This window comes from Pseudomonas putida (assembly GCF_026625125.1).
Classification (GTDB): domain Bacteria; phylum Pseudomonadota; class Gammaproteobacteria; order Pseudomonadales; family Pseudomonadaceae; genus Aquipseudomonas; species Aquipseudomonas putida_X.
In genome coordinates this window covers 5,563,317-5,589,598 of record NZ_CP113097.1, presented here as the reverse complement: position 1 = coordinate 5,589,598, position 26,282 = coordinate 5,563,317, and the positions used below count along the sequence as shown (strand labels likewise).

Sequence of the window (26,282 nt, the reverse complement as noted above, 5' to 3'; positions counted from 1 at the left end):
AGAACGTAGAGGAGCAAAACATGTACAAGTCCAGCCTGGCTCTGGCCGTGGCACTGGGGGTTCTCGCCCAGCAAGCAGGCGCTGCCGGTTTCGTTGAAGACAGTAAACTGTCGCTTAGCTCGCGCACCATGTATTTCGACAACAATAACCGTGAAGCGCACACCGATCCGCGCCCGGATCAGCGTGAGTCTGGCCAGGGTTTTAAGCTCGATTACATTTCCGGTTTCACTGAAGGCACTGTCGGTTTCGGTGTTGATGCGCAGGCTCTGTGGGGCATCCAGCTCGATGGCGGCCGCGGCTATCACAAAAGCGGATTCATGCCCGACGATAGCGATGGTTCTGCAGTAAGCCAGTGGGGCCGCTTCGGCGCCAACGCCAAGGCTCGTTTCTCCAAGACTGAAGCCCACTTCGGTAGCGCGCTGGCACCTAACCTGCCAATCTTGGTTGCCAACGATGGCCGTCTGCTGCCGCAAACCTTTGAAGGTGGCACGATCCAGTCGAAAGAAATCGACAATCTGACCATCAACGCAGGTCAGCTGACTCACGCCATGGGCCGTGCTTCGAGCAACCGTACCGGTCTGTCCGTGGCGGGCGGCACCCAGGACAGCAACAAATTCCGCTACGGTGGCCTGGACTACAAGCTCACGCCCGACTTGACCCTGCAGTACTACTACTCGAACCTGGAAGACTTCTACAAGCAGCACTTCCTGGGCGCGACCCACGTGTTCAAGATCGCTGACGACCAGTCGTTCAAGACTGACCTGCGCTACTTCGACAGCAGCAGCGACGGCAAGAATGGTGAAGCTGGTTACCGCTTCAACAATAACAATGGCTATGCCAAGAACGCCGGCGAGGTCGATAACAAGACCTGGTCTGCCATGTTCACCTACACCCTGGGTGGCCATGCACTGATGCTCGGTCATCAGCAAGTCAGTGACGACGGCGGTTTCGTCTGGCTCAACCAAGGCAACGTCGTTGATGGCAATGGCCGCAACGAAGGTGCAGGCGGTTCCAGCTTCTACCTGTTCACTGACAGCATGATCAACCAGTTCGCCAAGGCCGGTGAGAACACCACCTTCGGTCAGTACTCGTATGACTTTGCTCGCCTGGGCGTGCCTGGCCTGAAAGCGTCCGTTTCCTACTTGAAAGGTGAAGACGGCAAGAACGCCGTTGGCGGCGGTACCTTCAGCGAATGGGAGCGCGACGCTCGCGTTGACTACGTGATTCAGGAAGGCACCTTCAAAGGCCTGGGTGCCAGCCTGCGTCACGGTGTGTACCGCGGCACCGGCACCAGCTCGCTGGCTGACCAGGATCAGACCCGTCTGATCTTCAACTACACTTACAACTTCCTGTAAGCCGTAGCTGAACAAGAAGCCTCGCGTGATGCGAGGCTTTTTCATGTCTGTAACTTAATATGCTCTTAGATTATAAATAAATCGTTATTTATTCTTTTTGTTTTTATCTGAATGAAGGCACATTGAGCCCACAAGGCCAGTCCACAGCACAGGAGCCGCACCCCATGAGCCTCAAACTCGGCGATATCGCCCCCGATTTCGAACAGGATTCCAGCGAAGGCAAGATCCGCTTCCACGAGTGGCTTGGTAGCAGCTGGGGCGTGCTGTTCTCTCACCCGGCCGACTTCACCCCGGTGTGCACCACCGAGCTGGGCCTGACCGCCAAGCTCAAGGACGACTTCGCCAAACGTGGGGTCAAGGCCATCGCCCTGTCCGTGGACCCGGTCGACTCGCACCACAAATGGATCGAGGACATCAACGAGACCCAGAACACCGTGGTCAACTTCCCGATCATCGCCGACGCCGACCGTAAGGTTTCCGACCTGTACGACCTGATACACCCGAACGCCAGCGACACCCTGACCGTTCGCTCGCTGTTCGTCATCGACCCGAACAAGAAGGTGCGGCTGACCATCACCTATCCGGCCAGCACCGGGCGCAACTTCAACGAAATACTGCGGGTAATCGACTCGCTGCAGCTCACCGACAACCACAAGGTCGCCACGCCAGGTAACTGGCAGGACGGCGACGAAGTAGTGATCGTGCCTTCGCTGAAGGATGAGGAAGAGATCAAGCAGCGCTTCCCAAAAGGCTACCGCGCCGTAAAACCCTACCTGCGACTCACCCCGCAACCTAATCGCTGAGGCGAGCTGCAAGCTGCAAGCTGCAAGCTACAAGCTACAAGCTGGGCCAGTTTTTCTTGAAGTTTGCGGCTTACAGCTTGCAGCTTGCAGCTTAAAAATTGAAGCTAAAAAGCATAAGCAAATGAATAAATATGATTTCTAGGAATATGTGAGGGCTGGTAATGTCAGCCCAACAGAACACGAGGAAGCACTTCAATGCTGGTCGTCTCAATCGGTGGTAGCCCAAGTCTCCGTTCACGCTCCGGCGTGCTGCTCCAGCGTTCGCGCCAGTGGCTGCAGGAGCGTGGTGCCGAGGTGGTGACCTTCCAGGTACGAGACTTCCCCGCTGAAGACCTGCTCCACGCCCGCTTCGACAGCCCACAAGTGCAGCACTTCCAGCAACTGGTGGCTCAGGCCGACGGCCTGATCGTCGCCACCCCGGTATACAAGGCATCGTTTGCCGGGGCACTGAAAACATTGCTCGACCTGCTACCCGAACGCGCCCTGGCCCACAAGATCGTGCTGCCAATCGCCACCGGCGGCAGCATCGCCCACATGCTCGCGGTCGATTACGCGTTAAAGCCAGTGCTGTCGGCACTCAAGGCGCAAGAGACCCTGCAAGGGATCTTCGCCGACGACAGCCAGGTCACCTACGCAGAAGGCGCCCAGCCGGCACAGTTGTCACCCGCTCTGCAAGAGCGGCTGCAGGACGCGCTGGAGACCTTCCACCTGGCCCTGGCCCGTCGGCCGCGGCCCGTGGCCCCCGGCGTACTCAACGAACGCTTGATCAGTGCCCGCTGGAGCATCTGAACCGCCACAACGGCTTTATCGCGTCATCCACCTTACTCGCCCGTCAACGAGGCAAGCAGGTGCAACCCGAACCTACTCGCACAGGAGAGCGCCATGCGCACAGTCTTCTTGCGTCGTGGTCTGGTCGCCCTGTTTGCGGCGGCTGTGTCCTTCGGCGCCATCACTCAAGCCCAGGCTGAAAGCCTGCGTATCGGCTATCAGAAATACGGCACCCTGGTGCTGCTCAAAGCCAAGGGCACGCTGGAAAAGCGCCTGGTCGATCAGGGCGTCCAGGTGCAATGGACCGAATTCCCCGGTGGCCCGCAACTGCTCGAAGGCTTGAATGTCGGCTCCATCGACTTTGGCGTAACCGGTGAAACGCCCCCGGTATTCGCCCAGGCTGCTGGTGCCGATCTGCTCTATGTGGCCTACGAACCGCCTGCGCCGCACAGTGAAGCGATCCTTGTGCCAAAGGGTTCGCCGATCCAGTCGGTGAAGGAGCTCAAGGGCAAGAAGGTTGCCCTCAACAAAGGCTCGAACGTTCATTACCTGCTGGTCCGCGCCCTGGAAGAAGCGGGCCTCAAGTACAGCGACATACAGCCCGTCTACCTGCCGCCGGCCGATGCCCGCGCCGCGTTCGAGCGTGGCAGCGTTGATGCCTGGGTGATCTGGGACCCGTACCAGGCCGCCGCCGAACAGCAGTTGCAGGCACGCACCCTGCGTGACGGCAAAGCGCTGGTCGACAACCACCAGTTCTACCTGGCCACCCGCAACTACGCGACCCAGCATCCGGCTGTGATCAACGCCCTCATCGAAGAAGTACGCGCCGTGGGCAGATGGTCGCAGGCCAACCCTCAGGAAGTGACCGACCAGGTCGCTCCGCTGCTCGGGCTGCCCGCCGACATCACCCTGACCTCAGTCAAACGCCAAGGCTACGGTGCCGCGCCGCTGACACCCGAGGTGGTGGCCGCACAACAGAAAATCGCCGACACCTTCCACGCGCTGAAGCTGATTCCCAAGCCGCTGAGCATCAAGGACGTGATCTGGACACCCCCGGCCAAGGTCGCCAGCGCGCCTTGATCGATTCGCCTGTGCCGGGGCGCCGCTGTGGCCCTCGCCACCTTTGAGGAGACAACTCCAATGAGCCTTAACATTTTCTGGTTCCTCCCGACCCATGGTGACGGCAAGTACCTGGGCACATCCGAGGGCGCCCGCGCGGTCGACCACGGCTACCTGCAGCAGATCGCGCAGGCCGCCGACCGCCTTGGTTTTGGTGGGGTGCTGATCCCTACTGGGCGTTCCTGCGAGGACTCGTGGCTGGTGGCAGCGTCGCTGATTCCCGTGACCCAGCATCTGAAGTTCCTGGTTGCCCTGCGCCCAGGCATCATTTCGCCGACCGTGGCAGCACGTCAGGCTGCAACGTTGGACCGCCTGTCCAATGGCCGTGCGCTGTTCAACCTAGTGACCGGTGGCGACCCCGATGAACTGGCGGGTGATGGGCTGCACCTGAACCACCAGGAGCGCTACGAAGCCTCGGTCGAGTTCACCCGTATCTGGCGCAAGGTGCTGGAAGGCGAAAACGTCGATTACGACGGCAAGCACATCCAGGTGAAGGGCGCCAAGCTGCTCTACCCGCCGATCCAGCAACCACGCCCGCCGCTGTATTTCGGCGGTTCGTCGCAGGCCGCTCAGGACCTGGCCGCCGAACAGGTCGAGTTGTACCTGACCTGGGGCGAGCCGCCGGCAGCTGTGGCCGAGAAGATTGCCCAGGTGCGCGAAAAAGCCGCTGCCCAAGGCCGCGAAGTACGCTTCGGCATTCGCCTGCACGTGATCGTGCGCGAAACCAACGAACAAGCATGGGCTGCGGCTGACCGCCTGATCTCGCACCTGGACGATGACACCATCGCCCGTGCCCAGGCCTCGCTGGCGCGCTTCGACTCGGTGGGCCAGCAGCGCATGGCTGCGCTGCACGGCGGCAACCGCGACAACCTGGAAGTCAGCCCCAACTTGTGGGCAGGCGTTGGCCTGGTGCGTGGCGGTGCCGGCACCGCCCTGGTGGGCGATGGCCCGACTGTCGCGGCGCGGGTGAAGGAATATGCCGACCTGGGGATCGATACCTTCATCTTCTCGGGTTATCCACACCTGGAAGAATCGTATCGGGTCGCCGAACTGCTGTTCCCGCACCTCGATGTACAGCGCCCGGAGCAACCGAAAACCGGAGGCTACGTAAGCCCGTTCGGCGAGATGGTCGCCAACGACATCCTGCCCAAGTCTGTGTCGCAGAGCTGAGGGCCGGGCCATGAGTCGTGCAACATCCTCCACCCTGACCCAGCGCCTGGCGCCGTGGGCACTGCCGGTGCTGCTGTTGGCAGTCTGGCAACTGGCGGTCAGCGCTGGCTGGCTGTCGACGCGCATCTTGCCAGCACCTAGCGCAGTGGTCAGCGCAGGTGTCGAGCTGGTGCGTAGCGGCGATATCTGGACCCACCTGGCCATCAGCGGCTGGCGTGCCGGCCTGGGCTTTCTGATCGGTGGCAGCATTGGGCTGGTGCTGGGCTTCATCACCGGCCTGTCGAACTGGGGCGAGCGCCTGCTCGACAGCTCGGTGCAGATGATCCGCAACGTGCCGCACCTGGCGCTGATCCCGCTGGTGATCCTGTGGTTCGGTATCGACGAGTCGGCAAAGATCTTCCTGGTCGCGCTGGGCACGCTGTTCCCGATCTACCTGAACACCTACCACGGCATCCGCAATGTCGACCCGGCGCTGGTGGAAATGGCGCGCAGCTACGGCTTGTCCGGCTTCAGCCTGTTCCGTCAGGTGATCCTGCCGGGTGCACTGCCATCGATCCTGGTGGGCGTGCGCTTCGCACTGGGTTTCATGTGGCTGACCCTGATCGTGGCCGAGACCATTTCAGCGAACGCCGGCATCGGTTACCTGGCGATGAACGCCCGTGAGTTCCTGCAGACCGACGTGGTGGTACTGGCCATCGTTCTGTATGCCGTGCTCGGCAAACTTGCCGACCTCGCCGCCCGTGGCCTGGAGCGTGTGTGGCTGCGCTGGCACCCGGCCTATCAAGTGGCCAAGAAGGAGGGCGCATGACCGTGCTCAAGGAACAGCCGCCACGCCTGTTGCGTGGCATCCCGCTGGCCTGCGACGGCCTGCGCAAGACCTTTGGCCAGCGCGAAGTCTTGAAGGGCATCGACCTGCACATTCCGGCGGGGCAGTTCGTGGCCATCGTTGGCCGCAGCGGCTGCGGCAAAAGCACCCTGTTGCGGCTGCTGGCCGGGCTCGACCAGCCTACGGGCGGGCAGTTGCTGGCCGGCGCTGCGCCGCTGGAAGAGGCCCGTGAAGAAACCCGCCTGATGTTCCAGGACGCACGCTTGCTGCCGTGGAAGAAGGTGATCGACAACGTTGGCCTGGGCCTGTCGGGTGACTGGCGCCCCCGTGCGCTGCAAGCGCTGGAGGCGGTTGGCCTGGCTGACCGCGCCAATGAATGGCCGGCAGCCCTGTCGGGTGGCCAGAAACAGCGCGTGGCCTTGGCGCGTGCGCTGATCCACCAGCCACGCCTGCTGCTGCTGGACGAGCCGCTGGGTGCGCTGGATGCATTGACCCGCATCGAGATGCAGCAACTGATAGAACGCCTGTGGCGTGAGCACGGCTTCACCGTGCTGCTGGTCACTCACGATGTCAGCGAGGCGGTTGCCGTGGCTGATCGGGTGATCCTGATCGAGGACGGCGAAGTCGGGCTCGACCTCACCGTCGACCTGGCACGGCCCCGCGCGCGCGGTACACACCGCCTGGCCGCGCTGGAAAGCGAAGTGCTCAACCGTGTTCTGTCGGCACCGGGCACTGCGCCCGAGCCGGATCCTGTAGCCCCTCTGCCCACGCAATTGCGTTGGGCGCATTGAACGACTCACTCACCAGACTGAAGCCATAGTGAAGGAAGACCATCATGACCATCAAAGCTATCAACGTCCGTAACCAGTTCAAAGGCACCGTGAAAGAAATCCTCGAAGGCCCGGTACTGTCGGAAATCGACGTGCAGACGGCCTCAGGTATCGTCACATCCGTGATCACCACCCGCTCGGTAAAAGAGCTGGAGCTGCAGGTGGGCAGTGAAGTGATTGCGTTCGTGAAGTCCACCGAGGTGTCCATCGCCAAGCTGTAATGGCCGTGGCGGCGCTGTGCGACCCAGTCGCGGCTTGGCCCGCGAATGGGCCGCCATAAGGCGTCAGGCGAGTCCCAGCCCGCGTGACCAATCGCTCCGCACCGCGCCTCGCGCTTGCAGCTACAGCTGAGGGCCTGGCTCAGGGCGCTGTGTGGCGTTTACCCAGAAACGGTGGCAGGTAGAGCCCCAGATACGCCTCGCATACCCGCATCCCTTCCTCTGCCATGCGCGGCGTGATCTGTTCATGCAGCTGCATAGAGCGGGCATAGACCCGGTCACTGAGCTCCATGGCCAAGGCAAACACATCCACATCCAGCGGCATCGCCGGCAGGTGGAAATGCTGGTCGAACAGCTTGTGCATCAAATCGCCCAGTTCCATGTCGTGCTGCCGGTCGGCCTGCACCACCTCGCTCAGGCCATGCTGCGCCAGAATCAGCTGCCGCGCCGCCGCATCCTCGTTGTAGATGGCAAGCATGCGCTCTTCGATCAGCCGTGACAGTTGCTGCCAGGTGCTCAATGCGCTGCTGTCGATCGGTGCGCTCAGGGCTTCGCGAAACGCCCGGTGCACATCGGCTGTCAGGGCTTCCAGCAAGGCCGGCACGCTGGCGAAGAAGTGATACACCGACGAGGGTGGAATCTGCGCCCGCTCGGCCACGCTGTAGATGGAAAGTGCCGCCACCCCTTGTTCAGCCAGCAGTTCGCGCGCCGCCGCCAGGATGGCTTCGATCCTGGCCTGGCTGCTGGCGCGCGGCTTGCGCGGGGTGGTCGAGCGGTTCATCAGTTGCTGATTGCCAGGATACTGGCCTGGTAGGCGCCGACGAACAGGTCGAAGTCACCGACTTCGTCTTGCTCCAGCTCGGACTGCTTGGCGAGCGATTCGCGTGCCAGCGTTTCGAATGCCTGCTGCTTGTCGTTGCTCAGTGGCTGCTCGCGGAAAGCCTCGGCGTGGAGCCGGCTTTGGCGAAGCGAGAACTGGACGAAGCTTTCGTCATGCTCGGCCATGCGTGCCAAGACCTGGGCAGAGGGGGTGAGCGACGCGTCGTCGACCTTGGCCTGCTGGGCATCCAGGGCCTTGGCGTGCTCATCAGAGCCTTGCGCCTGGTCGAGCAGGCTGGCCAATAGCCGGATACGCTCGATCAGTTCACTGGCCCAGTCTTTCAGGCCGATCGGCAGGCCATTGCGGTGCAGCTCAAGGCCTGGGCGACGGCCTTCCTTGACCACGGTCAGGAAGTTGTCGGTGCACTGGCCGCATTCGCCGTTGTCCAGCTGCGGGCTGTCTTCCAGCGCACAGAACAGCAGGAACGCGTCGATGAAGCGCGCCTCGGTGAGGTCGATGCCTACCGGCAGGAACGGGTTGATGTCCAGGCAACGCACCTCGACATACTGCACGCCGCGGGAGGTCAGGGCCTGGATCGGCCGTTCGCCGGTGTAGGTGACACGTTTGGGGCGAATGTTCGAGTAGTACTCGTTCTCAATCTGCAGGATGTTGGTGTTCAACTGCACCCATTCGCCGTCGACATGCGTGCCGATCTCGACGTAGGGCGGGTAGGGCGTGCCCACTGCCTTGCGCAGGCTGTCGGTATAACTGGCCAGGTTGTTGTAGCAGGGCGTCAGGCCCGCCTGAGCATTGCTCTGGTAACCCAGGTCGCTCATGCGCAGGCTGGTGGCGTAGGGCAGGTACAGGGTTTCGGCGTCCAGCTCTTCGAGCTGGTGCGGGCGACCGCGCAGGAAGCCTTTGTCCAGGACTGGCGAGGCACCGAACAGGTACATCAGCAGCCAGCTGTAACGGCGGAAGTTGCGGATCAGCGCAATGTAAGCCGCCGATTGATAGTCGCGGTCGCTCTGATCGTTGCCTTCGGCGGCGCGCAGCAGGGGCCACAGCGCTTCAGGCAACGAGAAGTTGTAGTGGATGCCGGCGATGCACTGCATGGTGCGGCCGTAGCGCAGGGCCAGGCCCTTGCGGTAGACGTGCTTCAGCTTGCCGATGTTCGAGGTCCCGTACTCGGCGATCGGGATGTCCTCCTCGGCCGGCAGCGTGCACGGCATCGACGGGCTCCACAGCAGTTCGTCGCCAAGCTTGCTGTAGACGAAACGGTGGGTTTGCTCGAGGCTTTCCAGCACCTGGGCCGGGTCAGCCAGGGCCGGGGTGATGAACTCCAGCAGCGACTCGGAATAATCGGTGGTTATCTGCTCGTTGGTCAGCGCCGAACCCAGGCTTTCCGGGTGTGGGGTCTGCGCCAGGCGACCTTCGTCGGTGACGCGCAGGCATTCGCGCTCAATACCGTGCAGGCACTGCTTGAGCAGGGGAAGATTGGCGCCGAGCAGGCTCAGGCGGCGGTTGAGGAGGTCGCTCAAGATGGTTTCCTTCACGCATCAGTCGCCCCAATATGGGGGTAGAGTTGACGGTCTACAAGGGTAGGAGGAAAGGAACTGGCGTTGTCGCCTGGTTTACGCGGTTACGGCAGTGCCAGCGCACTGCCGCAAAATACCGCAGATACCATTTGGTGAGCTAGAGAACTGCGAAGGTTCCCTGCGCTTTGGCGACCAGTTTGTCGCCTTGGACTACGTCGGCGTCGACCACCAAGGTGCGCCGCCCGGCGTGCAGCACCCGCGCCGTGCACAGTACCTCGCCGTCACCGACCGCGCGCATGTAGTTGATCTTGCATTCGATGGTCACGCTCTGCTGGTCAAAGCCATGGCTGGCCGAGCAGGCCAGGCCCATGGCGATGTCCACCAGGCTGAAGATCGCCCCGCCGTGCAGCTTCTGGCCGCGGTTGCGCAGGTGCGGCTCAAGCGCCAGAGCCACCTCTGCCACGCCGGTGTCCAGGCGTTGCAGGCGGCAGCCCAGCAGCTGGCTGTAGGCACTTTCAACCAGCGCCTTGGGGATCTCCATCACTTCTTCTTCAACTGCTTGGCGTTGGCAAAGAGCGCAGCCATGGCGTTGTTCGCCGGGGCGGCGCTAGCGGTTTCGCGCTGGCGTGGTGCCTGCTGCTGGCGGTTGCCGCCATTGCCACGGTTGCCACCGCGGTTGCCTTCGACTTTTTCGCCCGGGGTATCGCTCATGCGCATGGACAGGCCGACACGCTTGCGCGGGATGTCCACTTCCATGACCTTGACCTTGACCACGTCGCCGGCCTTGACCGCCTCGCGCGGGTCCTTGACGAACTTCTCGGACAGCGCCGAGATGTGCACAAGGCCGTCCTGGTGCACGCCGATGTCGACGAAAGCACCGAAGTTGGTGACGTTGGTGACCACGCCTTCGAGAATCATGCCAGGCTCCAGGTCCTTGAGGTCTTCGACGCCGTCCTGGAAGGTGGCGGTCTTGAACTCGGGGCGCGGGTCACGCCCGGGCTTGTCCAGTTCCTGGAGGATGTCGGTGACGGTGGGCAGGCCGAAGGTTTCGTCGGTGAACTGCTTGGGGTCAAGGCGCTTGAGGAAGCCGCTGTCGCCGATGAGCGAGCGGATGTCACGGCCGGTGTCGGCGGCGATGCGTTTCACCAGCGGGTAGGCCTCCGGGTGCACGGCGGAGGCATCCAGCGGGTTGTCGCCGTTCATGACGCGCAGGAAGCCGGCGGCCTGCTCGAAGGTTTTCTCGCCCAGCCGGCTGACCTTCTTGAGTGCGGCACGGGTGGCGAACGGTCCATTGGCATCGCGGTGCGCGACGATGTTCTGCGCCAGGGTGGCGTTGAGGCCAGAGATACGGGTCAGCAGCGCGACCGAAGCGGTGTTGACGTCCACACCCACGGCGTTCACACAGTCTTCGACCACAGCGTCCAGCCCGCGCGCCAGCTTCACCTGGGATACATCGTGCTGATACTGGCCGACACCGATGGATTTGGGGTCGATCTTCACCAGTTCGGCCAGCGGGTCCTGCAGGCGGCGGGCAATCGACACGGCGCCACGGATCGAGACGTCCAGGTCAGGGAATTCACGGGCAGCCAGCTCCGATGCCGAGTACACCGACGCTCCGGCTTCGGACACCATGATCTTGGTGATCTTCAGCGCCGGGTATTTTTTAACCAGCTCAGCGATCAGCTTGTCGCTTTCGCGGCTGGCGGTGCCGTTGCCAATGGCGATCAGCTCCACCGAGTGCTTGGCGCACAGCGCGGCCAGTACCGAAATCGTGCGGTCCCAGTCGTTGCGTGGCGCGTGCGGATAGACCGTCGCGGTGTCCAGCAGCTTGCCGGTGGCATCGACCACTGCGACCTTGCAGCCGGTACGCAGGCCCGGGTCGAAGCCCAGGGTGGCACGCGGGCCGGCCGGGGCGGCCAGCAGCAAGTCATGCAGGTTGTGGGCGAAGACATTGATCGCCTCGCTTTCGGCGTTGTCGCGCAACTCACCGAACAGGTCGGTTTCCAGGTGGGTGTACAGCTTGACCTTCCAGGTCCAGCGCACCACCTCGCCCAGCCACTTGTCAGCCGGGCGGTTGCGGTTTTCCACGCCGAAGTGCCCGCCAATCATCATTTCGCAGGGGTGCAGGGTGCCCGGCAGCTCTTCGCCGACTTTCAGCGATGCGCTCAGCACGCCTTCGTTACGGCCGCGGAAAATCGCCAGTGCGCGGTGCGACGGGCAATTGCGCAGCAGTTCGTCATGGGCGAAATAGTCGCGGAACTTGGCGCCTTCCTCTTCCTTGCCAGCCACCACGCGGGCACTGAGCACCGCTTCCTGCTTGAGGAAGTTGCGCAGCTTGTCGAGCAGGGCAGCGTCCTCGGCGAAGCGCTCCATGAGGATGTACTTGGCGCCCTCGAGGGCGGCCTTGACGTCGGCGACACCCTTTTCGGCATCGACGAAGCGCGCCGCTTCGCTTTCCGGCGCCAGTTGCGGGTCGTTGAACAGGCCGTCGGCCAACTCGCCCAGGCCCGCTTCCAGGGCGATCTGGCCCTTGGTGCGGCGCTTTTGCTTGTAGGGCAGGTAAAGGTCTTCGAGGCGGGTCTTGGTGTCGGCCAGCTTGATCTCGCGGGCCAGTTCAGGGGTCAGCTTGCCCTGTTCCTCGATGCTGGACAGGATGCTCGCACGTCGCTCGTCCAGCTCGCGCAGGTAGCGCAGGCGCTCTTCCAGGTGCCGCAACTGGGTGTCGTCCAGGCTACCGGTCACTTCCTTGCGGTAACGGGCGATGAAGGGCACGGTCGAGCCTTCGTCCAACAGGCCCACGGCCGCCTCGACCTGCTGAGGGCGTACGCCCAGTTCCTCGGCGATACGGCTGCTGATGCTGTCCATGTAAACCACCTGACAATTGTGAATACGGGGGCTGCGAGGCGCTTGTTCCGCCCGGCGGCGCTGGATGAAAGCCGCGCATTATACCCATCGGAGAAGGCTTGCGGTGATGGCGCCAGGCCAGTCGCCGAGGCCGGGAACTGGCGCCGGGGGAAAAATCTGCTAACAATGCTCACGGCACGCGTGGCAATGGCTACGCCATAATGCGCGGCGATCTCAGAGGAGTTATTCATGACCGGCACCGCAAATACCGCTGAAGGTGACAAGATTCTCATCGTCGACGACGATCCGGGGCTCAGCAGCCTGCTGGAACGTTTCTTCACCAGCAAGGGCTACCGTGCCCGTGCGGTGCCCAACACCGAACAGATGGACCGCCTGCTGCAGCGCGAGGTGTTCAACCTGGTGGTGCTCGACCTGATGCTGCCCGGCGAGGATGGCCTGTCAGCGTGCAAGCGCCTGCGCCAGTCGAACAACCAGATCCCGATCATCATGCTCACCGCCAAGGGTGACGAGCTCAGCCGCATCAAGGGGCTTGAGCTGGGCGCTGACGATTACCTGGGCAAGCCGTTCAACCCGGACGAGCTGATGGCGCGGGTCAAGGCCGTGTTGCGCCGTCAGGCACCGACGGTGCCGGGCGCCCCGGGCAGCGAGGACGAGTTGGTCACCTTCGGCGATTACGAGCTGTCGCTGGCCACCCGTGAGCTCAAGCGGGGTGAAGAAGTGCACATGCTCACCACCGGTGAGTTCGCCGTGCTCAAGGCGCTGGTCATGCACGCCCGCGAGCCGTTGACCCGCGACAAGCTGATGAACCTGGCCCGTGGCCGTGAGTGGGATGCCCTGGAGCGCTCGATCGACGTACAGATCTCGCGCCTGCGCCGCATGATCGAACCGGACCCGTCCAAACCGCGGTATATCCAGACTGTGTGGGGCGTAGGTTACGTCTTCGTACCGGACGGAAACGCCAGCAAATGAACGCTGGCCTTCGATGAAAACTCCGGTCTGGTTCCCGCAGAGCTTCTTCGCCCGTACCCTGTGGCTGGTGCTGATCGTCGTCCTGTTCTCCAAGGCGTTGACCCTGGTCTACCTGCTGATGAACGAGGACGTGCTGGTCGATCGGCAATACAGCCATGGTGTGGCGCTGACGCTGCGCGCCTATTGGGCGGCCGATGAAGAAAACCGCGACAAGATTGCCGAAGCCGCAGGCCTGATCCGGGTGACCGGCTCTGGCGTGCCAGAGGGCGAACAGCACTGGCCCTACAGCGAAATCTATCAACGCCAGATGCAGGCCGAGCTGGGCGAGGACACCGAAGTGCGCTTGCGCATCCACGCACCGCCTGCGTTGTGGGTCAACGCGCCAAGCCTCGGCCCAGGCTGGCTGAAAGTGCCGCTTTATCCGCACCCGTTGCGGGGCCAGAAGATCTGGAACGTGCTTGGCTGGTTCCTGGCCATCGGCCTGTTGTCCACCGCCTCGGCATGGATCTTCGTGCGCCAGCTCAACCAGCCGCTCAAACGCCTGGTGTTCGCTGCCCGCCAGTTGGGCCAGGGCCGCAGTGTGCGTCTGCCGATCAGTGATACGCCGAGCGAAATGACCGAGGTGTATCGCGCGTTCAACCAGATGGCCGAGGATGTCGAGCAGGCCGGGCGTGAGCGCGAGTTGATGCTGGCGGGGGTGTCCCACGATTTGCGCACGCCACTGACGCGTCTGCGTCTGTCGCTGTCCTTGCTCAACAGTGACAACGACCTGAGCGACGACATGGTCCGCGACATCGAAGACATGGATGCGATTCTTGACCAGTTCCTGGCTTTCATTCGCGATGGCCGCGACGAGCCGCTGGAGGAGGTCGACCTGGCCGACCTGGTGCGCGAAGTGGTGGCGCCCTACAACCAGCCGCAAGAGCGTGTGCGCTTGTGCCTCGAGCCTATTCCGCCATTCCCGCTGCGACGGGTTTCGCTCAAACGCATGCTGGGCAACCTGATCGGTAATGCGCTGCATCATGCGGGCAAGGGGGTAGAGGTGGCCGCCTATGTGTCGGGCGATGAGAGCGCGCCTTATGTGGTGCTGAGCGTGCTGGACCGGGGCGCAGGGATCGATGAGTCGGAGCTGGAGACCATCTTCAACCCGTTCATTCGTGGGGACCGAGCGCGGGGTGGCAAGGGCACCGGGCTGGGGCTGGCGATCGTCAAGCGGATCGCCGCCCAGCATGGCGGTAATGTCGAGTTGCGCAACCGCTCCGGGGGCGGGATCGAGGCGCGGGTGAGGTTACCGTTGGGGCTTTTGCTACCGCGTAACGCGGTGTGAGCTTTCGCTGCCGACGACGGGGCTGCACGGCAGCCCCGAAACCTCAGCCCTTGCCCTTGGTCCGGGTCTGATTCGGCCCGCCATTTTTCTCCAGATGCTCGATGATCATACCGGCCACGTTCTTGCCGGTTGTCACCTCGATACCTTCCAGCCCCGGTGAGGAATTCACCTCCATCACCAGCGGGCCGTGGTTGGAGCGCAGAATATCCACCCCCGCCACACTCAGGCCCATCACCTTGGCGGCACGAATGGCGGTTATACGTTCTTCGGGCGTGATCTTGATCAAGCTGGCCACACCGCCCCGATGCAGGTTGGAGCGGAACTCGCCTGGTTTGGCCTGGCGCTTCATCGAAGCAATCACCTTGTCGCCTACCACGAAGCAGCGGATATCGGCACCGCCGGCCTCCTTGATGTACTCCTGAACCATGATGTTCTGTTTCAGGCCCATGAACGCTTCGATCACTGACTCGGCTGCTTGGGTCGTCTCGCACAACACCACGCCGATGCCTTGCGTGCCTTCCAGTACCTTGATGACCAGTGGGGCGCCATTGACCATCTGGATCAGGTCGGGGATGTCGTCCGGCGAGTGGGCGAACCCGGTAATGGGCAGGCCGATGCCGCGCCGGGACAACAACTGCAACGAACGCAGCTTGTCACGCGAACGGGCGATGGCCACCGACTCGTTGAGCGGGTAAACGCCCATCATCTCGAACTGGCGCAGCACCGCGCAGCCGTAGAACGTCACTGAGGCGCCGATGCGTGGGATCACTGCATCGAAACCCTCCAGCGGCTTGCCGCGGTAATGGATCTGCGGCTTGTGGCTGGCGATGTTCATGTAGGCCCGCAAGGTATCGATCACCACCATTTCATGGCCACGCTGAGTGCCGGCTTCGACCAGCCGGCGGGTGGAATACAGACGCGGATTGCGCGACAGCACAGCGATCTTCATGCAGCACCTGTGACAGGAGATAGGGTGGCCGGGTAGGCCGGTTTGTCTTGCACGTACTTGAGCCCGGGGTTGACCACCAGCTGGCCGTGAATGAGCGCCTTGGAGCCCAGCAGCAGGCGGTAGCGCATGTTCTTGCGGCAGGCGAGGGTGAACTCTACCTCCCAGACGCCATCGCCCAACGCCAACGATGTGCGGATCACGTAACGGGTCTGGGCGTGGCCGTTGGAGCTCTTGATGGTCTTCATCGTGACCAGTGGGGCTTCGCAGCGGCGGTGGCGCAATTGCACGACCGAACCCAGGTGGGCCGTAAAGCGCACCCACGGCTGACCGTCGCGCTCGAAAGGCTCCACCTCGGTAGCGTGCAGGCTGGAGGTGCTGGCACCGGTATCGATCTTCGCGCGCAGGCCCGCCACACCGAGGTCGGGCAAAGCGACCCACTCACGCAGGCCGATTACAGTCAGATGGTCAAATGTCTTCACGAAGCACACCCTGCGAATGAGGTGGTGAACTGTAAGCACGGCGGGGACTTTTTGCATCCGTCAGTTACGGTAGTACAGTTCGGTTAAAGACAGAATTCGAGGTAACGGGATGGCACACAAAGCGGAAGAGGACGACAAGGTACGCCTGGATAAATGGTTATGGGCGGCGCGGTTCTACAAGACCCGGGCGCTGGCCAAGGCCGCCATCGAAAGTGGCAAGGTGCATTGCCGTGGCGAGCGCTGCAAACCTGGCAAAGAGCCGAGGGTGGGTGACGAGTTCGTGCTGCGTACCGGTTTCGACGAGCGTACCGTGGTGGTCAAGGCGCTGTCGGCGGTACGCAGGGGGGCGCCTGAAGCGCAGGCCCTGTACGCAGAAACCGAGGAGAGTGTGCGCCGCCGTGAGCAGGCAGCCGAGCTGCGCAAGGCCGGGGCGATGGGCGTGACCACCGACGGCCGGCCGAACAAGAAGCAGCGGCGGCAGATTCACCAACTGCACGGTCATTTTGACTGAAAGGGGCTGAGCAGCAGCCCCTGGCCTCTAGCGGAACACCGCCAGGCGCCCGACCAACGGTAGCCTGGCCCCGAGGGCAAACAATGGCGCCGTCCACCGCACCAGCAATGCGCTACCCTTTGCCGCTAGCGGCGTATGGCAGCTCCAGCCCAAGGCCAGCACTGCCATCAGCAAGCCACCGATGTAGTCATCCTGCCCCCAGTGCGCGCCTGCGACCAGCCGTGGCAGCATGAACAGCAACGCCAGGCCCCAGATCACCAGGTGCTGGACCAGGCGCCGGCTGAACAGGCTCATGAACAAGGCCCAGATCAGCAACACCGAGGCGTGGTCGCCCGGGAAGCTGTTGCTGGAACGGTCCTTCAGCTCCCATGCCTTCTCAAGGTTCGGGTAGTAGTCGCTCAGGTGCACAGCGTTGGTGAATACCATCGATGGGCTGTCATGCTGCCAGCCCATTGCATCCACCCACTTGGAAAACAGCGCGCGAATCACCACTAAGAGGATTAGCGTAACCAGAAAGCCGAAGAAGGCTTCACGCACCTGGCTGGCTTTGAACACCCAGTCGCCGCGGATCAGCACGGCCAGAAGGACCAGGCCAACGACGATGTCGAAGGGCCGCAGGCTGCCGATGGTCCAGACATAGCGCCAGGCGGTGTTGTCGGCCAACGGTGCATTGAGGCTGTGGAACAGCCATTCGTCGAAAGTCAGGCACAGGATCTGGCCAAAGGGCCATAACCAGAAACACAGTAGAGCGATGGGCAGCAACGTGCAGGCTGCCAAGGGGCCCCAGGACCACGTTGCTTTTAACAGTGGTCGATTGTCCATAAAATACCTCTATTGCAATCAGGAATCGGAGCGCCTTGTGAGCGCTCTGTCACGGGGTCTCGCAATTGTCAGACATACCGTGTAACCATTTTGTCATCATTTTTAGATAGCCAAAACCTATGAGCGATTTGCCGGATACCGATTTCACCCAACGTTTCATCTTCGACGACCGCGATATTCGCGGCGAGTGGGTGGCACTCGATGACAGCTACGCCGCAGTGTTGGCTCGTCATGCCTACCCACAGCCCGTTGCCACATTGCTCGGCGAACTGATGGCCGCTACCTCGCTGTTGGTGGGCGCGTTGAAGTTCGACGGCCTGCTGATCCTTCAGGCCCGCTCTGCCGGCCCCATCCCACTGTTGATGGTGGAGTGCTCGGGCGAGCGCGACATCCGGGGCATGGCGCGATACGAAGCGGACCAGATCCCCGCCGACGCGACGTTGGCTCAGCTGATGCCGGACGGCCATCTGACCCTGACCATCGACCCGGTCAAGGGCCAGCGCTACCAGGGTACCGTCGAGCTCGACGGCAAAAACCTGGCCGAGTGCTTCACCAACTACTTCGTGCAGTCGCAGCAGCTCAACACGCGCTTCTGGCTCAACGCCGAAGGCGGCAAGGCCCGCGGCCTGTTGCTGCAGCAGTTGCCGGTGGATCGCCAGCGTGACGAAGAAGAGCGCGAGGACAGCTGGCAGCATGTGATTGCCCTGGCCAACACCCTCAAGCCGCAAGAGTGGGCCGAGGCCAACGAAACCTTGCTGCACCGCCTCTATCATGAAGACGCCGTACGCCTGTTCGACATCCAGCCGCTGCGTTTCAAATGCAGCTGCTCGCGCGAACGTTCCGGCAATGCGCTGGTCAGTCTTGGCGAGCAGGATGCCAAGCAGCTGGTCGAGGAGTGCGGGGGCAAGGTCGAGATCGATTGCCAGTTCTGCAACGAGCGTTATTTCTTCGACTCCAGCGATGTGGCACAACTGTTTGCCGGTGGTGGCACTGACACGGCGTCAGAAACTCGCCACTGAAACGTTTAATTTCAGTGAATTCTCCTGTCGAATTGCGCAAAAGGGCAGTTACGACAGGAGGGGCCTACTTTTTTTGGGCGTTTCTGGCATAATCCGGCCACTTTTTTCGCTGTAGTAGTTTTTTTTAGACAACTACAAAACGTTTGGAGCACTCGGCCTCGGGCCGGATGGGGTATCTCATGACGCAAGCCAACAACACCGTGTACACCGACCTGAGCGTCGATGAGCTGGTAAAAGAAGCGCTGCAACGCGGTGAAGGCGTGCTAGCCGATACCGGCGCACTGGTCGTCGAGACCGGGCACCGTACTGGCCGTTCGCCGGCTGACCGTTTCATCGTCGAAGAACCTTCCACCCAGGACGCCATCGCCTGGGGCCCGATCAACCGCAAGTTCCCGGCCGACAAGTTCGATGCCCTGTGGGACCGCGTCGAGGCGTTCAACAACGCCCAGGATCACTTCGTTTCCTACGTTCACGTAGGGGCTGCCGCCGAGCACTACCTGCCGGTGAAGATGACCACCCAGACCGCCTGGCAGAACCTGTTCGGCCGTTGCCTGTTCATCAACCCTGAGCAGTTCAACCCGGCTGGCCGCGACCAGTGGCAGGTCCTCAACGTTGCCAACTTCGAGTGCGTGCCTGAGCGTGACGGCACCAACTCCGACGGTTGCGTCATCATCAACTTCGCCGCCAAGAAGGTGCTGATCGCTGGCATGCGTTATGCCGGCGAAATGAAGAAAGCCATGTTCTCGGTGCAGAACTTCCTGCTGCCAGCTGCCGACGTGCTGCCAATGCACTGTGCCGCCAACATCGGTGAAGAAGGCGACGTCACCCTGTTCTTCGGCCTTTCCGGCACCGGCAAGACCACCCTGTCGGCTGACGAAAGCCGTTACCTGATCGGTGATGACGAGCACGGTTGGGGCGAAGGCGTTGTCTTCAACATGGAAGGCGGCTGCTACGCCAAGTGCATCGACCTGTCCGAGAAGAACGAGCCGGTCATCTGGAAAGCCATCAAGCATGGCGCCGTGCTGGAAAACGTCGTCCTCGACGGCAACAAGCACGCCGACTACGCCGATGTCAGCCTGACCCAGAACAGCCGCGCCGCCTACCCACTGGAGCACGTCGCCAAGCGCGCCGAAGCCAACCTGGGTGGCGAGCCTAACGCGGTCATCTTCCTGACCTGCGACCTGACCGGTGTTCTGCCGCCAGTTTCGATCCTGAACAACGAGCAGGCGGCCTACCACTTCCTGTCTGGCTACACCGCGCTGGTCGGCTCTACCGAAATGGGTTCGGGCGGCGGCATCAAGTCGACCTTCTCCACCTGCTTCGGCGCACCGTTCTTCCCGCGCCCGGCAGGCGAATATGCCGAGCTGCTGATCAAGCGTATCAACGCCTTCGGCTCCAAGGTGTACCTGGTCAACACCGGTTGGACCGGTGGTGGCTATGGTGTCGGCAAGCGCTTCAGCATCCCGACCACCCGTGGCGTGATCGCTGCCATCCAGAGCGGCGCGCTGGTCGGTACCGAGACCGAGCACCTGGACATCATCAACCTGGACGTGCCGAAGGCCGTTCCGGGCGTCGAGACCGAGCTGCTCAACCCGCGCAACACCTGGGCTGACAAAGCTGCCTACGACGAAGCTGCAAAAGGCTTGGCCAAGCTGTTCACTGAAAACTTCAAGAAGTTCGACGTGTCCGACGCCATCAAGGCTGCTGGCCCACAGCTGTAAGCTGAGCCAGTCGAGTCAGCGTTAGCAGGGCTGCTTCGCAGCCCATCGCCGGCAAGCCGGCTCCCACAGGTACCGCGCAGCGCTTGAGTTTTGCGCTGACCTTTGGGAGCCGGCTTGCCGGCGATGGGGCCCAATGGCTTTTCTCGCTGGCCTCTGCGCGGTGAAATACCCACCCCTTCCCGAATTTCTGTTTCACTGATGGCATCCCCTGCGATCTTGCGAGACAGACAGATGACCGAATGCCCTCAGCGCAGCGCTTTCTCCCACTTCCACCCCATCCTCACCCGCCCCCAAGACAACGACCATAACGGCCACATTGCTGGCGCCACCGTGCATGGCTTCTTCGAAACCGCCATCCAGGCGTTTCTGGTCGAGCAGGCTGAAGTCGACCTGCGTGAAGGTGAGCTGGCCGCGTTCGTGGTCAGTTCGGCGGCAGACTTTTTCGCGCTGCCGGGCTTCCCGGATGTGCTAGAGGTGGGTTTGGGCGTAACTCGCCTAGCAGGTAGCACGGTGGAGTTCCGGCTGGCGCTGTATCGCCCGGGCGAGCCCGATGCTTGCGCGGCAGGGACCGTGGTACAGGTGTTTATCGAGCGCGCCAGCGGTCGGCCGGTACCGTTGCCGCAGGCGCTGCAGGTGATCTTGTCGGGCCTGCAGCTCGCGCCGCAGGCATGAAAAAGCCCCGCGGGTGAGGGCGGGGCTTTTGCTGCCTGAGGAGGGTCTCAGGTATCAGTGGCGCCAATGGCGCTTGTGCTTGCGGTGGCCGTAGTGGCGGCCACGGTCGTAATGACGGCGGTCGTCGTAGCCGCGACGGTAGCGGCGATCGTCGTGGCGCTCGTCATCATCGGCCTTGTTGCCCAGGTAGTTACCGAGCGCGCCACCGGCGCCGCCGCCTGCGGCTGCACCAATGTAGCTGCCGGTGGTACCGCCCACCGAACGACCGACCACGTTACCGCCCGCAGCGCCCAGCGCGCCACCGATGGCGGCCTCACCACGCTGACGCTTGTCGGCACCCAGGGCACCGCCGGCCGCACCGCCAAGGCCGGCACCAATGGCGCCGCCGGTGCTACCACCGATGGAGTTGCCCACTACGGAGCCGAGTACCCCACCCAATGCGCCGCCAATGCCGGCTTCGGTATTGCCACCGGCCATGGCAACGCCGCTTAGCAAGCTGAAAGACAACAACAGAATCGAGGAGTACTTCTTCATCAAGAGAGCCTCATAAGGATGACGAGGGCGAATTTGCAGTTCCTTGAGGCGGCTGGCAACGGAAAACCGACGAGTAGCACGAGTTGTACACAATTTTCTAAGTTACTGATTTAACGGTGAAACTTTATCGTTTTTCATGTGTCTGAGGTAATTGTGACGAAGCCCTGAACCCCTGTGGAACAGGGCTTTTTTCGTTTTTAACCGTGCCGTTCGGTTACACGATTCGCCCGTCGTCGCGCGCCCGCTCCAACTTGATGGCGACGAACTTGGAGGTTGGTGTATGGCTGCCCTGGCCAATGCTTTCCAACGGAATCAGCGGATTCACTTCCGGGTAGTACGCCGCCGCTTGCCCAGCCGGGATATCGAAAGGCAGCAGGGTGAAACCCTGCACACGGCGCACATGCGCATCACCCCACAACGAGACGATGTCGACCTTCTGCCCCGGCTGGAAGCCCAGGCGGATGATGTCGGCTTCGTTGACGAACAGCACGTCACGCTGGCCACGCACGCCACGGTAGCGGTCGTCCAGGCCATAGATGGTGGTGTTGTACTGATCGTGCGAGCGCATGGATTGCATGATCAGGTCGGGTACCTGGCCGCTGGCGCGTACCCGCTCGTCGAGCAGGGTGTCCGGCAGCAGGTTGGCCTTGAAGTTGGCGCGGCCGTTGATGGTCTTCCACTGGCGGCTGGCTGCACTGTTGCCCAGGTAGAAACCGCCTGGGTGGCTCAGGCGCTGGTTGAAGTCGGCAAAGCCTGCAATGGTGTCGCCGATCAAGTCGCGGATACGGTTGTAGTCGGCCACCAGCCAGTGCCAGTCGACCGGGTTTTTGCCCAACGTGGCGGCGGCGATGCCGGCAACCACTGCCGGCTCCGAGCGCATGTGAGTCGACAGCGGCTTGAGCTGGCCGTTGGAGGCATGGACCATGCTGAAAGAGTCTTCAACGGTGACCGCCTGCGGCCCGTCGGCCTGTAGGTCGATGTCGGTGCGGCCCAGGCACGGCAGAATCAGGGCCTGTTTGCCATGGACCAGGTGGCTACGGTTGAGCTTGGTGCTGATGTGCACGGTCAGCGCGCAGTTGCGCAGGGCCTGTGCGGTACGCTCAGTATCCGGGGTGGCCTGGGCGAAGTTGCCACCCAGCCCGATGAACACCTTGGCGCGACCGTCGAGCATGGCGTGGATCGCTTCGACGGTATTGTGGCCATTGTGCCGCGGCACCGGGAAATTGAAGCGTTTTTCGATGGCATCGAGCAGCGCCACCGGCGGACGCTCATTGATACCCATGGTGCGGTCGCCCTGCACGTTGCTGTGGCCACGTACCGGGCACAGCCCTGCGCCAGGCACACCGATGTTACCGCGCAGCATCTGCAGGTTGACGATTTCCTGGATGGTAGGCACCGAGTGGCGGTGCTGCGTGATACCCATCGCCCAGCACATGATCACCCGCTTGCCGCGGCAGTACATGCGTGCCGCCAGCTCGATGTCCGCAAGCTCCAGGCCGGACTGCTCCTGGATGTGCGCCCACGAGGTGGCGTCTACCGCCGCCAGGTACTCATCGACGCCGTGACCATGCTCGGCGATGAATACGTGATCGAACACCGCCGGCTCACCTTTGGCCTGCGCCTCACGCTCCCATTGCAGCAGGAATTTGGCCATGCCGCGCAGCAGCGCCATGTCGCCGCCCAGCGCCGGGCGGAAGAACGCAGTGTTGGTCGGCCGGTCGCTGTTGGTCAGCATCTCCAGCGGGTTCTGGGGATGCTGGAAACGCTCCAGGCCGCGCTCCTTGAGCGGGTTGATGCACACCACCTGGGCGCCACGCTTCACGGCATCGCGCAGCGGGTCGAGCATGCGCGGGTGGTTGGTGCCGGGGTTCTGGCCCCAGACGAAGATTGCGTCGGCGTGCTCGAAGTCATCGAAAGTGACCGTCCCCTTGCCCACACCGATGCTTTGCCCCAAGGCTACGCCGCTGGCCTCGTGGCACATGTTGGAGCAGTCGGGGAAGTTGTTGGTGCCGTATGCACGCACGAACAACTGGTACAGGAACGCCGCTTCGTTGCTGGCCCGCCCGGAGGTATAGAACTCGGCCTGATCGGGGCTTGCCAGGTTGTTCAGCTCACGGGCGATCAAGGCAAAGGCTGCATCCCAGGCGATCGGCTGATAGCGGTCGCTGGCCGGGTCGTAGACCATCGGTTCGGTCAGGCGGCCTTGGTACTCCAGCCAGTAGTCGCTCTGCTCGAGCAGTGCGCTGACGCTGTACCGGGCGAAGAATGCCGCATCGACGCGGCGCTTGGTGGCTTCCCAGTTGACCGCCTTGGCGCCGTTCTCGCAGAACTTGACCATGCCGCTCTCGGGCGAGTCGCCCCAGGCGCAACCGGGGCAGTCGAAGCCGCCATTCTGGTTGGTCTTGAGCAGGGCGCGAAGGTTCTTCAGCGCATTGTCGCTGCCCACCCAGGCCTTGGCCACGCTGCGCAGTGCGCCCCAGCCGCCGGCGGGGCCGTGGTAGGGCTTGTAGCGTGGTGGGGAGGCTGGGGCGTTGTCTGGAAGAGGTTGGTACGAGGTCACGGCTATTACGACTCCGCCGCTGGGCTGTAGACCCGCGGTGCACTGTGTTTGGGCAGGTGAATGAGGTTGAGGTTGTGCTTGCGCGCCCATTGCAGGGCAAGCCCGGTAGGGGCCGAGAGGCTGACCAGGGTCTGGATGCCGGCACGCAGGACTTTCTGGATCAGCTCCAGGCTGCAGCGGCTGGTGACGATGGCCAGGCCACCTGCGGTAGCGATGTCTTGGCGCAGCAGGGCGCCGATCAGCTTGTCCAGCGCGTTGTGGCGGCCAATGTCTTCACGGCCGAGCAGCAACTCGCCCTGGGCGTTCATGAACAATGCCGCATGCACGGCGCCGCAGTGCTGGCCCAGCGGCTGGAACGCATCGATGCGCTCACGCAGGCCCACCAACCACTGCGCCGGGGGCAATGGCGCGCCCGGCAGCTCGGCAAGCTCTGGTAGCGCTTGCTCCAGGGCTTCGACGCCACACAGGCCACAACCGCTGGTGCCAGCCAGTTGGCGACGCTGGTTTTTCAGGTTCCAGAATGCGCGGCTGGAAATTTCCAGGTCGGCGTACAACGCCGAGCCACTGCCGGAAAGTTTCAGGTCGTAGATGTCTGCGGTGCCTTCGACAATGCCGCTGCCAACGCTGAAGCCGACCGCAAAGTCTTCAAGGTCGGTGGGGCTGACGAGCATCACGGCCTGATTGAGGCCGTTGTAGACGATGGCCAGGGCGATTTCTTCGGCCAGCGGTGTGCTGGCCCGCGCAGCGTCGTCGAGCTGGACGTAATCATAGGTGTTGCTGGCGGCAGGCAAGGCCAGAGGCGTCGAGGCCGCGCAGACCGGTGGCTTGCTGTTCATCGGGGCTGGTTGTTCATCGGCGCTGACTACCGGCGGCTTTTTGATAGCACCAGCCTAGGCCTGTGGGCCGGTCACGTCTAATCGCTAGGGTCTATGCCTTGATAGACCGCGTCGATTGGTCGCAGTGGGGCGGGGGAGGAAATCCTGGCCTAGACTCGTGATTCCGAGGTTAACGTCAACATGGAGAACGCAATGAGCCTTTTCAGTTTCGTGAAAGAAGCCGGCGAGAAGTTGATCGACCTACTGACGCCAGGCAATGCCAATGCCGAGGAGCAGTTGAAAAAACATGTGGAGAACGTCGGCCTGGGCAACCCGAACATCACCGCTACGGTAGACGGTGACAAGATCACCCTCAAGGGCGAGGTTGCCAGCCAGGAGGAGAAGGAGAAGATCATCCTTGCGGCCGGTAACATAAGTGGTGTGGCCAGCGTTGACGATCAGATCACTGTAACAGGGCCGGTCGTTAAGGCTGCGCGGTTCATTACCGTTAAAACGGGTGACACGCTGTCAGCCATTGCCATGGTCGAGTATGGCAACGCCAGCCAGTACCGCAAGATCTTCGAAGCCAACAAGCCGATGCTCAAGCATGAGGACAAGATCTATCCGGGCCAGGTGCTGCGGATTCCGGACTGACAGATCGCTATCGTCTGCCCCGGCCAATCGCCGGCAAGCCGGCTCCCACCAGACGGTGGACTGCCCCCCAGATGTTGGACTCCCATCCAGCTCTGGGGGGCTGCCAGAACAACCACAGCGCTCGATAGCCGTGCAGTACCGGTGCAACCACCTGCCTCTCCCAATTCCCAGAAGCCAACACCATTGCTGTGAAAGCAACTGTCTTACCTCATTCCTAAAAGCTAACACCTTCCTTGTGGGAGCCGGCTTGCCGGCGATTTGGCCCTAAAGACCGACCAGCAACTCCCGGTAATCCTCGACTGCCGCAAACTCCTGGGTATCGCGCGGCGCCGCCTGGCTATCGGGCTGGCGCACAGCCAGCAAATGCCCCACGCCAAACCGGCGGGCACTGCGCAGGATGGCCAGGGTGTCGTCGATGAACAGGCTGCGCCCAGGCTCGAAGCCGATATCGGCCTGCAACGCGTCCCAGAACTGCGGGCTTTCTTTCGGGTAGCCATAATCATGCGAACTGATCAGCCGCTCGAAATACGGCGCCAGTTCCACCCGCTCCAGCTTCAACGACAGCGAATCGCGGTGTGCATTGGTGATCATCACCACGCGCTTGCCGGCCTGGCGGATCGCCGCCAGGAAGGTATCGGCGTCTGGGCGCAGGGCTATCAGGTCGGCGATCTCGCGCTTGAGTTCGCGGATCGGCAAGTTCAGCTCACGGCTCCAGAAGTCCAGGCAGTACCAGTTGAGCGTACCGGCATTGCGCTCGAACAGCGGCTGCAGCTCCATCTCAGCCATTGCCCGGCTTACGCCGTGCACCTGTGCGTAGCGCTGGGGCAGGTGCTCCAGCCAGAAGCGGTTGTCGTAATGCAGATCGAGCAGCGTGCCGTCCATATCCAGCAGGACAGTATCGATGGCAGACCAGGGAAGAACAGGCATGGGAAACTCTCGTT

26 protein-coding genes are annotated in these 26,282 nt (G+C 62.5%); 15 read left to right on the top strand and 11 right to left on the bottom strand.

All coding sequences use genetic code 11. The features are described from left to right. Nucleotides 1-20: 20 nt before the first annotated feature. From OSW16_RS25775 to OSW16_RS25740, 8 genes are all read left to right on the top strand, one after another. Nucleotides 21-1,355 (top strand): OprD family porin, encoded by a 1,335-nt coding sequence (locus tag OSW16_RS25775; RefSeq protein ID WP_267819482.1) that lies wholly within the window; start codon nucleotides 21-23, stop codon nucleotides 1,353-1,355. Between the two features lie 164 nt (nucleotides 1,356-1,519). Continuing rightward, entirely contained in the window at nucleotides 1,520-2,158 is a 639-nt protein-coding gene (locus OSW16_RS25770; RefSeq protein ID WP_267819480.1) for a peroxiredoxin, read from the top strand. Nucleotides 2,159-2,353: 195 nt separating this feature from the next. Beyond that, nucleotides 2,354-2,947, top strand: a complete 594-nt coding sequence (gene ssuE, locus OSW16_RS25765) for an NADPH-dependent FMN reductase (RefSeq protein WP_267819478.1) — start codon at nucleotides 2,354-2,356, stop codon at nucleotides 2,945-2,947. Between the two features lie 93 nt (nucleotides 2,948-3,040). Next, the gene (locus tag OSW16_RS25760; RefSeq protein ID WP_267819476.1) at nucleotides 3,041-4,006 is read left to right on the top strand and encodes a sulfonate ABC transporter substrate-binding protein; all 966 of its coding nucleotides are present in this window, start codon (nucleotides 3,041-3,043) and stop codon (nucleotides 4,004-4,006) included. A gap of 60 nt (nucleotides 4,007-4,066) precedes the next feature. Next, nucleotides 4,067-5,215 carry an FMNH2-dependent alkanesulfonate monooxygenase gene (gene ssuD / locus OSW16_RS25755; RefSeq protein ID WP_267819474.1) on the top strand — a complete coding sequence of 383 codons (1,149 nt, stop codon included), beginning with the start codon at nucleotides 4,067-4,069 and terminating at the stop codon, nucleotides 5,213-5,215. Nucleotides 5,216-5,225: 10 nt separating this feature from the next. After that, nucleotides 5,226-6,023, top strand: coding sequence for an aliphatic sulfonate ABC transporter permease SsuC (gene ssuC / locus OSW16_RS25750; RefSeq protein ID WP_267819472.1), 798 nt, complete (start codon nucleotides 5,226-5,228; stop codon nucleotides 6,021-6,023). Further along, nucleotides 6,020-6,832: an aliphatic sulfonates ABC transporter ATP-binding protein gene (gene ssuB, locus OSW16_RS25745; protein ID WP_267819470.1), complete on the top strand. Its 813-nt coding sequence runs from the start codon at nucleotides 6,020-6,022 to the stop codon at nucleotides 6,830-6,832. Before ssuC ends, ssuB begins: the two co-directional genes overlap by 4 nt. Before the next feature lie 44 nt (nucleotides 6,833-6,876). Beyond that, complete coding sequence (locus tag OSW16_RS25740; protein ID WP_008095172.1) at nucleotides 6,877-7,092, top strand: TOBE domain-containing protein; 216 nt, start codon at nucleotides 6,877-6,879, stop codon at nucleotides 7,090-7,092. Between the two features lie 139 nt (nucleotides 7,093-7,231). Here the strand turns inward: OSW16_RS25740 and OSW16_RS25735 are convergent, their stop codons facing one another. The 4 genes from OSW16_RS25735 to OSW16_RS25720 form a co-directional block, all read right to left on the bottom strand. Further along, entirely contained in the window at nucleotides 7,232-7,870 is a 639-nt protein-coding gene (locus OSW16_RS25735) for a TetR/AcrR family transcriptional regulator (RefSeq protein ID WP_267819467.1), read from the bottom strand. Continuing rightward, nucleotides 7,870-9,447: a glutamate--cysteine ligase gene (gene gshA / locus OSW16_RS25730; protein ID WP_418942025.1), complete on the bottom strand. Its 1,578-nt coding sequence runs from the start codon at nucleotides 9,445-9,447 to the stop codon at nucleotides 7,870-7,872. Before gshA ends, OSW16_RS25735 begins: the two co-directional genes overlap by 1 nt. A 154-nt stretch (nucleotides 9,448-9,601) precedes the next feature. Continuing rightward, nucleotides 9,602-9,985: a PaaI family thioesterase gene (locus OSW16_RS25725; RefSeq protein WP_267819463.1), complete on the bottom strand. Its 384-nt coding sequence runs from the start codon at nucleotides 9,983-9,985 to the stop codon at nucleotides 9,602-9,604. Beyond that, on the bottom strand, nucleotides 9,985-12,309 hold the full coding sequence (locus tag OSW16_RS25720) for a Tex family protein (protein WP_267819461.1): 2,325 nt from the start codon (nucleotides 12,307-12,309) through the stop codon (nucleotides 9,985-9,987). The genes OSW16_RS25725 and OSW16_RS25720 overlap by 1 nt, the downstream gene beginning before the upstream one ends. A gap of 228 nt (nucleotides 12,310-12,537) precedes the next feature. Here OSW16_RS25720 and ompR point away from each other — a divergent pair, with 228 nt between their 5' ends. Next, nucleotides 12,538-13,278, top strand: coding sequence for a two-component system response regulator OmpR (gene ompR / locus OSW16_RS25715; RefSeq protein ID WP_241805515.1), 741 nt, complete (start codon nucleotides 12,538-12,540; stop codon nucleotides 13,276-13,278). A gap of 13 nt (nucleotides 13,279-13,291) precedes the next feature. Further along, nucleotides 13,292-14,605 carry an ATP-binding protein gene (locus tag OSW16_RS25710; RefSeq protein WP_012316722.1) on the top strand — a complete coding sequence of 438 codons (1,314 nt, stop codon included), beginning with the start codon at nucleotides 13,292-13,294 and terminating at the stop codon, nucleotides 14,603-14,605. Nucleotides 14,606-14,648: 43 nt separating this feature from the next. On the opposite strand, the gene rimK is transcribed toward OSW16_RS25710, so the two are convergent. Together rimK and OSW16_RS25700 are read right to left on the bottom strand one after the other, a co-directional pair. After that, on the bottom strand, nucleotides 14,649-15,554 hold the full coding sequence (gene rimK, locus OSW16_RS25705) for a 30S ribosomal protein S6--L-glutamate ligase (protein ID WP_012316721.1): 906 nt from the start codon (nucleotides 15,552-15,554) through the stop codon (nucleotides 14,649-14,651). Then, the gene (locus OSW16_RS25700; RefSeq protein WP_372490515.1) at nucleotides 15,551-15,967 is read right to left on the bottom strand and encodes an ATP-dependent zinc protease; all 417 of its coding nucleotides are present in this window, start codon (nucleotides 15,965-15,967) and stop codon (nucleotides 15,551-15,553) included. The genes rimK and OSW16_RS25700 overlap by 4 nt, the downstream gene beginning before the upstream one ends. Nucleotides 15,968-16,142: 175 nt before the next feature. Here OSW16_RS25700 and OSW16_RS25695 point away from each other — a divergent pair, with 175 nt between their 5' ends. Beyond that, nucleotides 16,143-16,544, top strand: coding sequence for an RNA-binding S4 domain-containing protein (locus tag OSW16_RS25695; protein WP_241805517.1), 402 nt, complete (start codon nucleotides 16,143-16,145; stop codon nucleotides 16,542-16,544). Between the two features lie 27 nt (nucleotides 16,545-16,571). On the opposite strand, the gene OSW16_RS25690 is transcribed toward OSW16_RS25695, so the two are convergent. Further along, complete coding sequence (locus OSW16_RS25690; protein WP_267819455.1) at nucleotides 16,572-17,366, bottom strand: phosphatase PAP2 family protein; 795 nt, start codon at nucleotides 17,364-17,366, stop codon at nucleotides 16,572-16,574. A gap of 119 nt (nucleotides 17,367-17,485) precedes the next feature. On the opposite strand from OSW16_RS25690, the gene hslO reads away from it, so the two are divergent. From hslO to OSW16_RS25675, 3 genes are all read left to right on the top strand, one after another. Beyond that, nucleotides 17,486-18,385, top strand: coding sequence for an Hsp33 family molecular chaperone HslO (gene hslO, locus OSW16_RS25685; RefSeq protein ID WP_267819453.1), 900 nt, complete (start codon nucleotides 17,486-17,488; stop codon nucleotides 18,383-18,385). Nucleotides 18,386-18,564: 179 nt separating this feature from the next. Further along, nucleotides 18,565-20,106 (top strand): phosphoenolpyruvate carboxykinase, encoded by a 1,542-nt coding sequence (locus tag OSW16_RS25680; protein WP_241805526.1) that lies wholly within the window; start codon nucleotides 18,565-18,567, stop codon nucleotides 20,104-20,106. A gap of 231 nt (nucleotides 20,107-20,337) precedes the next feature. Continuing rightward, a complete protein-coding gene (locus tag OSW16_RS25675; RefSeq protein ID WP_267819450.1) occupies nucleotides 20,338-20,778 on the top strand; it encodes an acyl-CoA thioesterase in 441 nt (146 codons plus the stop codon). Nucleotides 20,779-20,832: 54 nt separating this feature from the next. On the opposite strand, the gene OSW16_RS25670 is transcribed toward OSW16_RS25675, so the two are convergent. The 3 genes from OSW16_RS25670 to fdhD all read right to left on the bottom strand — a co-directional run bounded on the left by OSW16_RS25670 (nucleotide 20,833) and on the right by fdhD (nucleotide 24,708). Then, entirely contained in the window at nucleotides 20,833-21,312 is a 480-nt protein-coding gene (locus OSW16_RS25670) for a glycine zipper domain-containing protein (protein ID WP_241805529.1), read from the bottom strand. A 214-nt stretch (nucleotides 21,313-21,526) separates the two neighbouring features. After that, complete coding sequence (locus OSW16_RS25665; protein ID WP_267819447.1) at nucleotides 21,527-23,872, bottom strand: FdhF/YdeP family oxidoreductase; 2,346 nt, start codon at nucleotides 23,870-23,872, stop codon at nucleotides 21,527-21,529. Nucleotides 23,873-23,877: 5 nt separating this feature from the next. Further along, the gene (gene fdhD / locus OSW16_RS25660; protein WP_267819445.1) at nucleotides 23,878-24,708 is read right to left on the bottom strand and encodes a formate dehydrogenase accessory sulfurtransferase FdhD; all 831 of its coding nucleotides are present in this window, start codon (nucleotides 24,706-24,708) and stop codon (nucleotides 23,878-23,880) included. A 192-nt stretch (nucleotides 24,709-24,900) separates the two neighbouring features. On the opposite strand from fdhD, the gene lysM reads away from it, so the two are divergent. After that, on the top strand, nucleotides 24,901-25,341 hold the full coding sequence (gene lysM, locus OSW16_RS25655) for a peptidoglycan-binding protein LysM (RefSeq protein ID WP_267819443.1): 441 nt from the start codon (nucleotides 24,901-24,903) through the stop codon (nucleotides 25,339-25,341). A 264-nt stretch (nucleotides 25,342-25,605) separates the two neighbouring features. Here lysM and yrfG read toward each other — a convergent pair whose 3' ends face one another. Then, complete coding sequence (gene yrfG, locus OSW16_RS25650; RefSeq protein ID WP_012316708.1) at nucleotides 25,606-26,268, bottom strand: GMP/IMP nucleotidase; 663 nt, start codon at nucleotides 26,266-26,268, stop codon at nucleotides 25,606-25,608. Nucleotides 26,269-26,282: the final 14 nt, after the last annotated feature.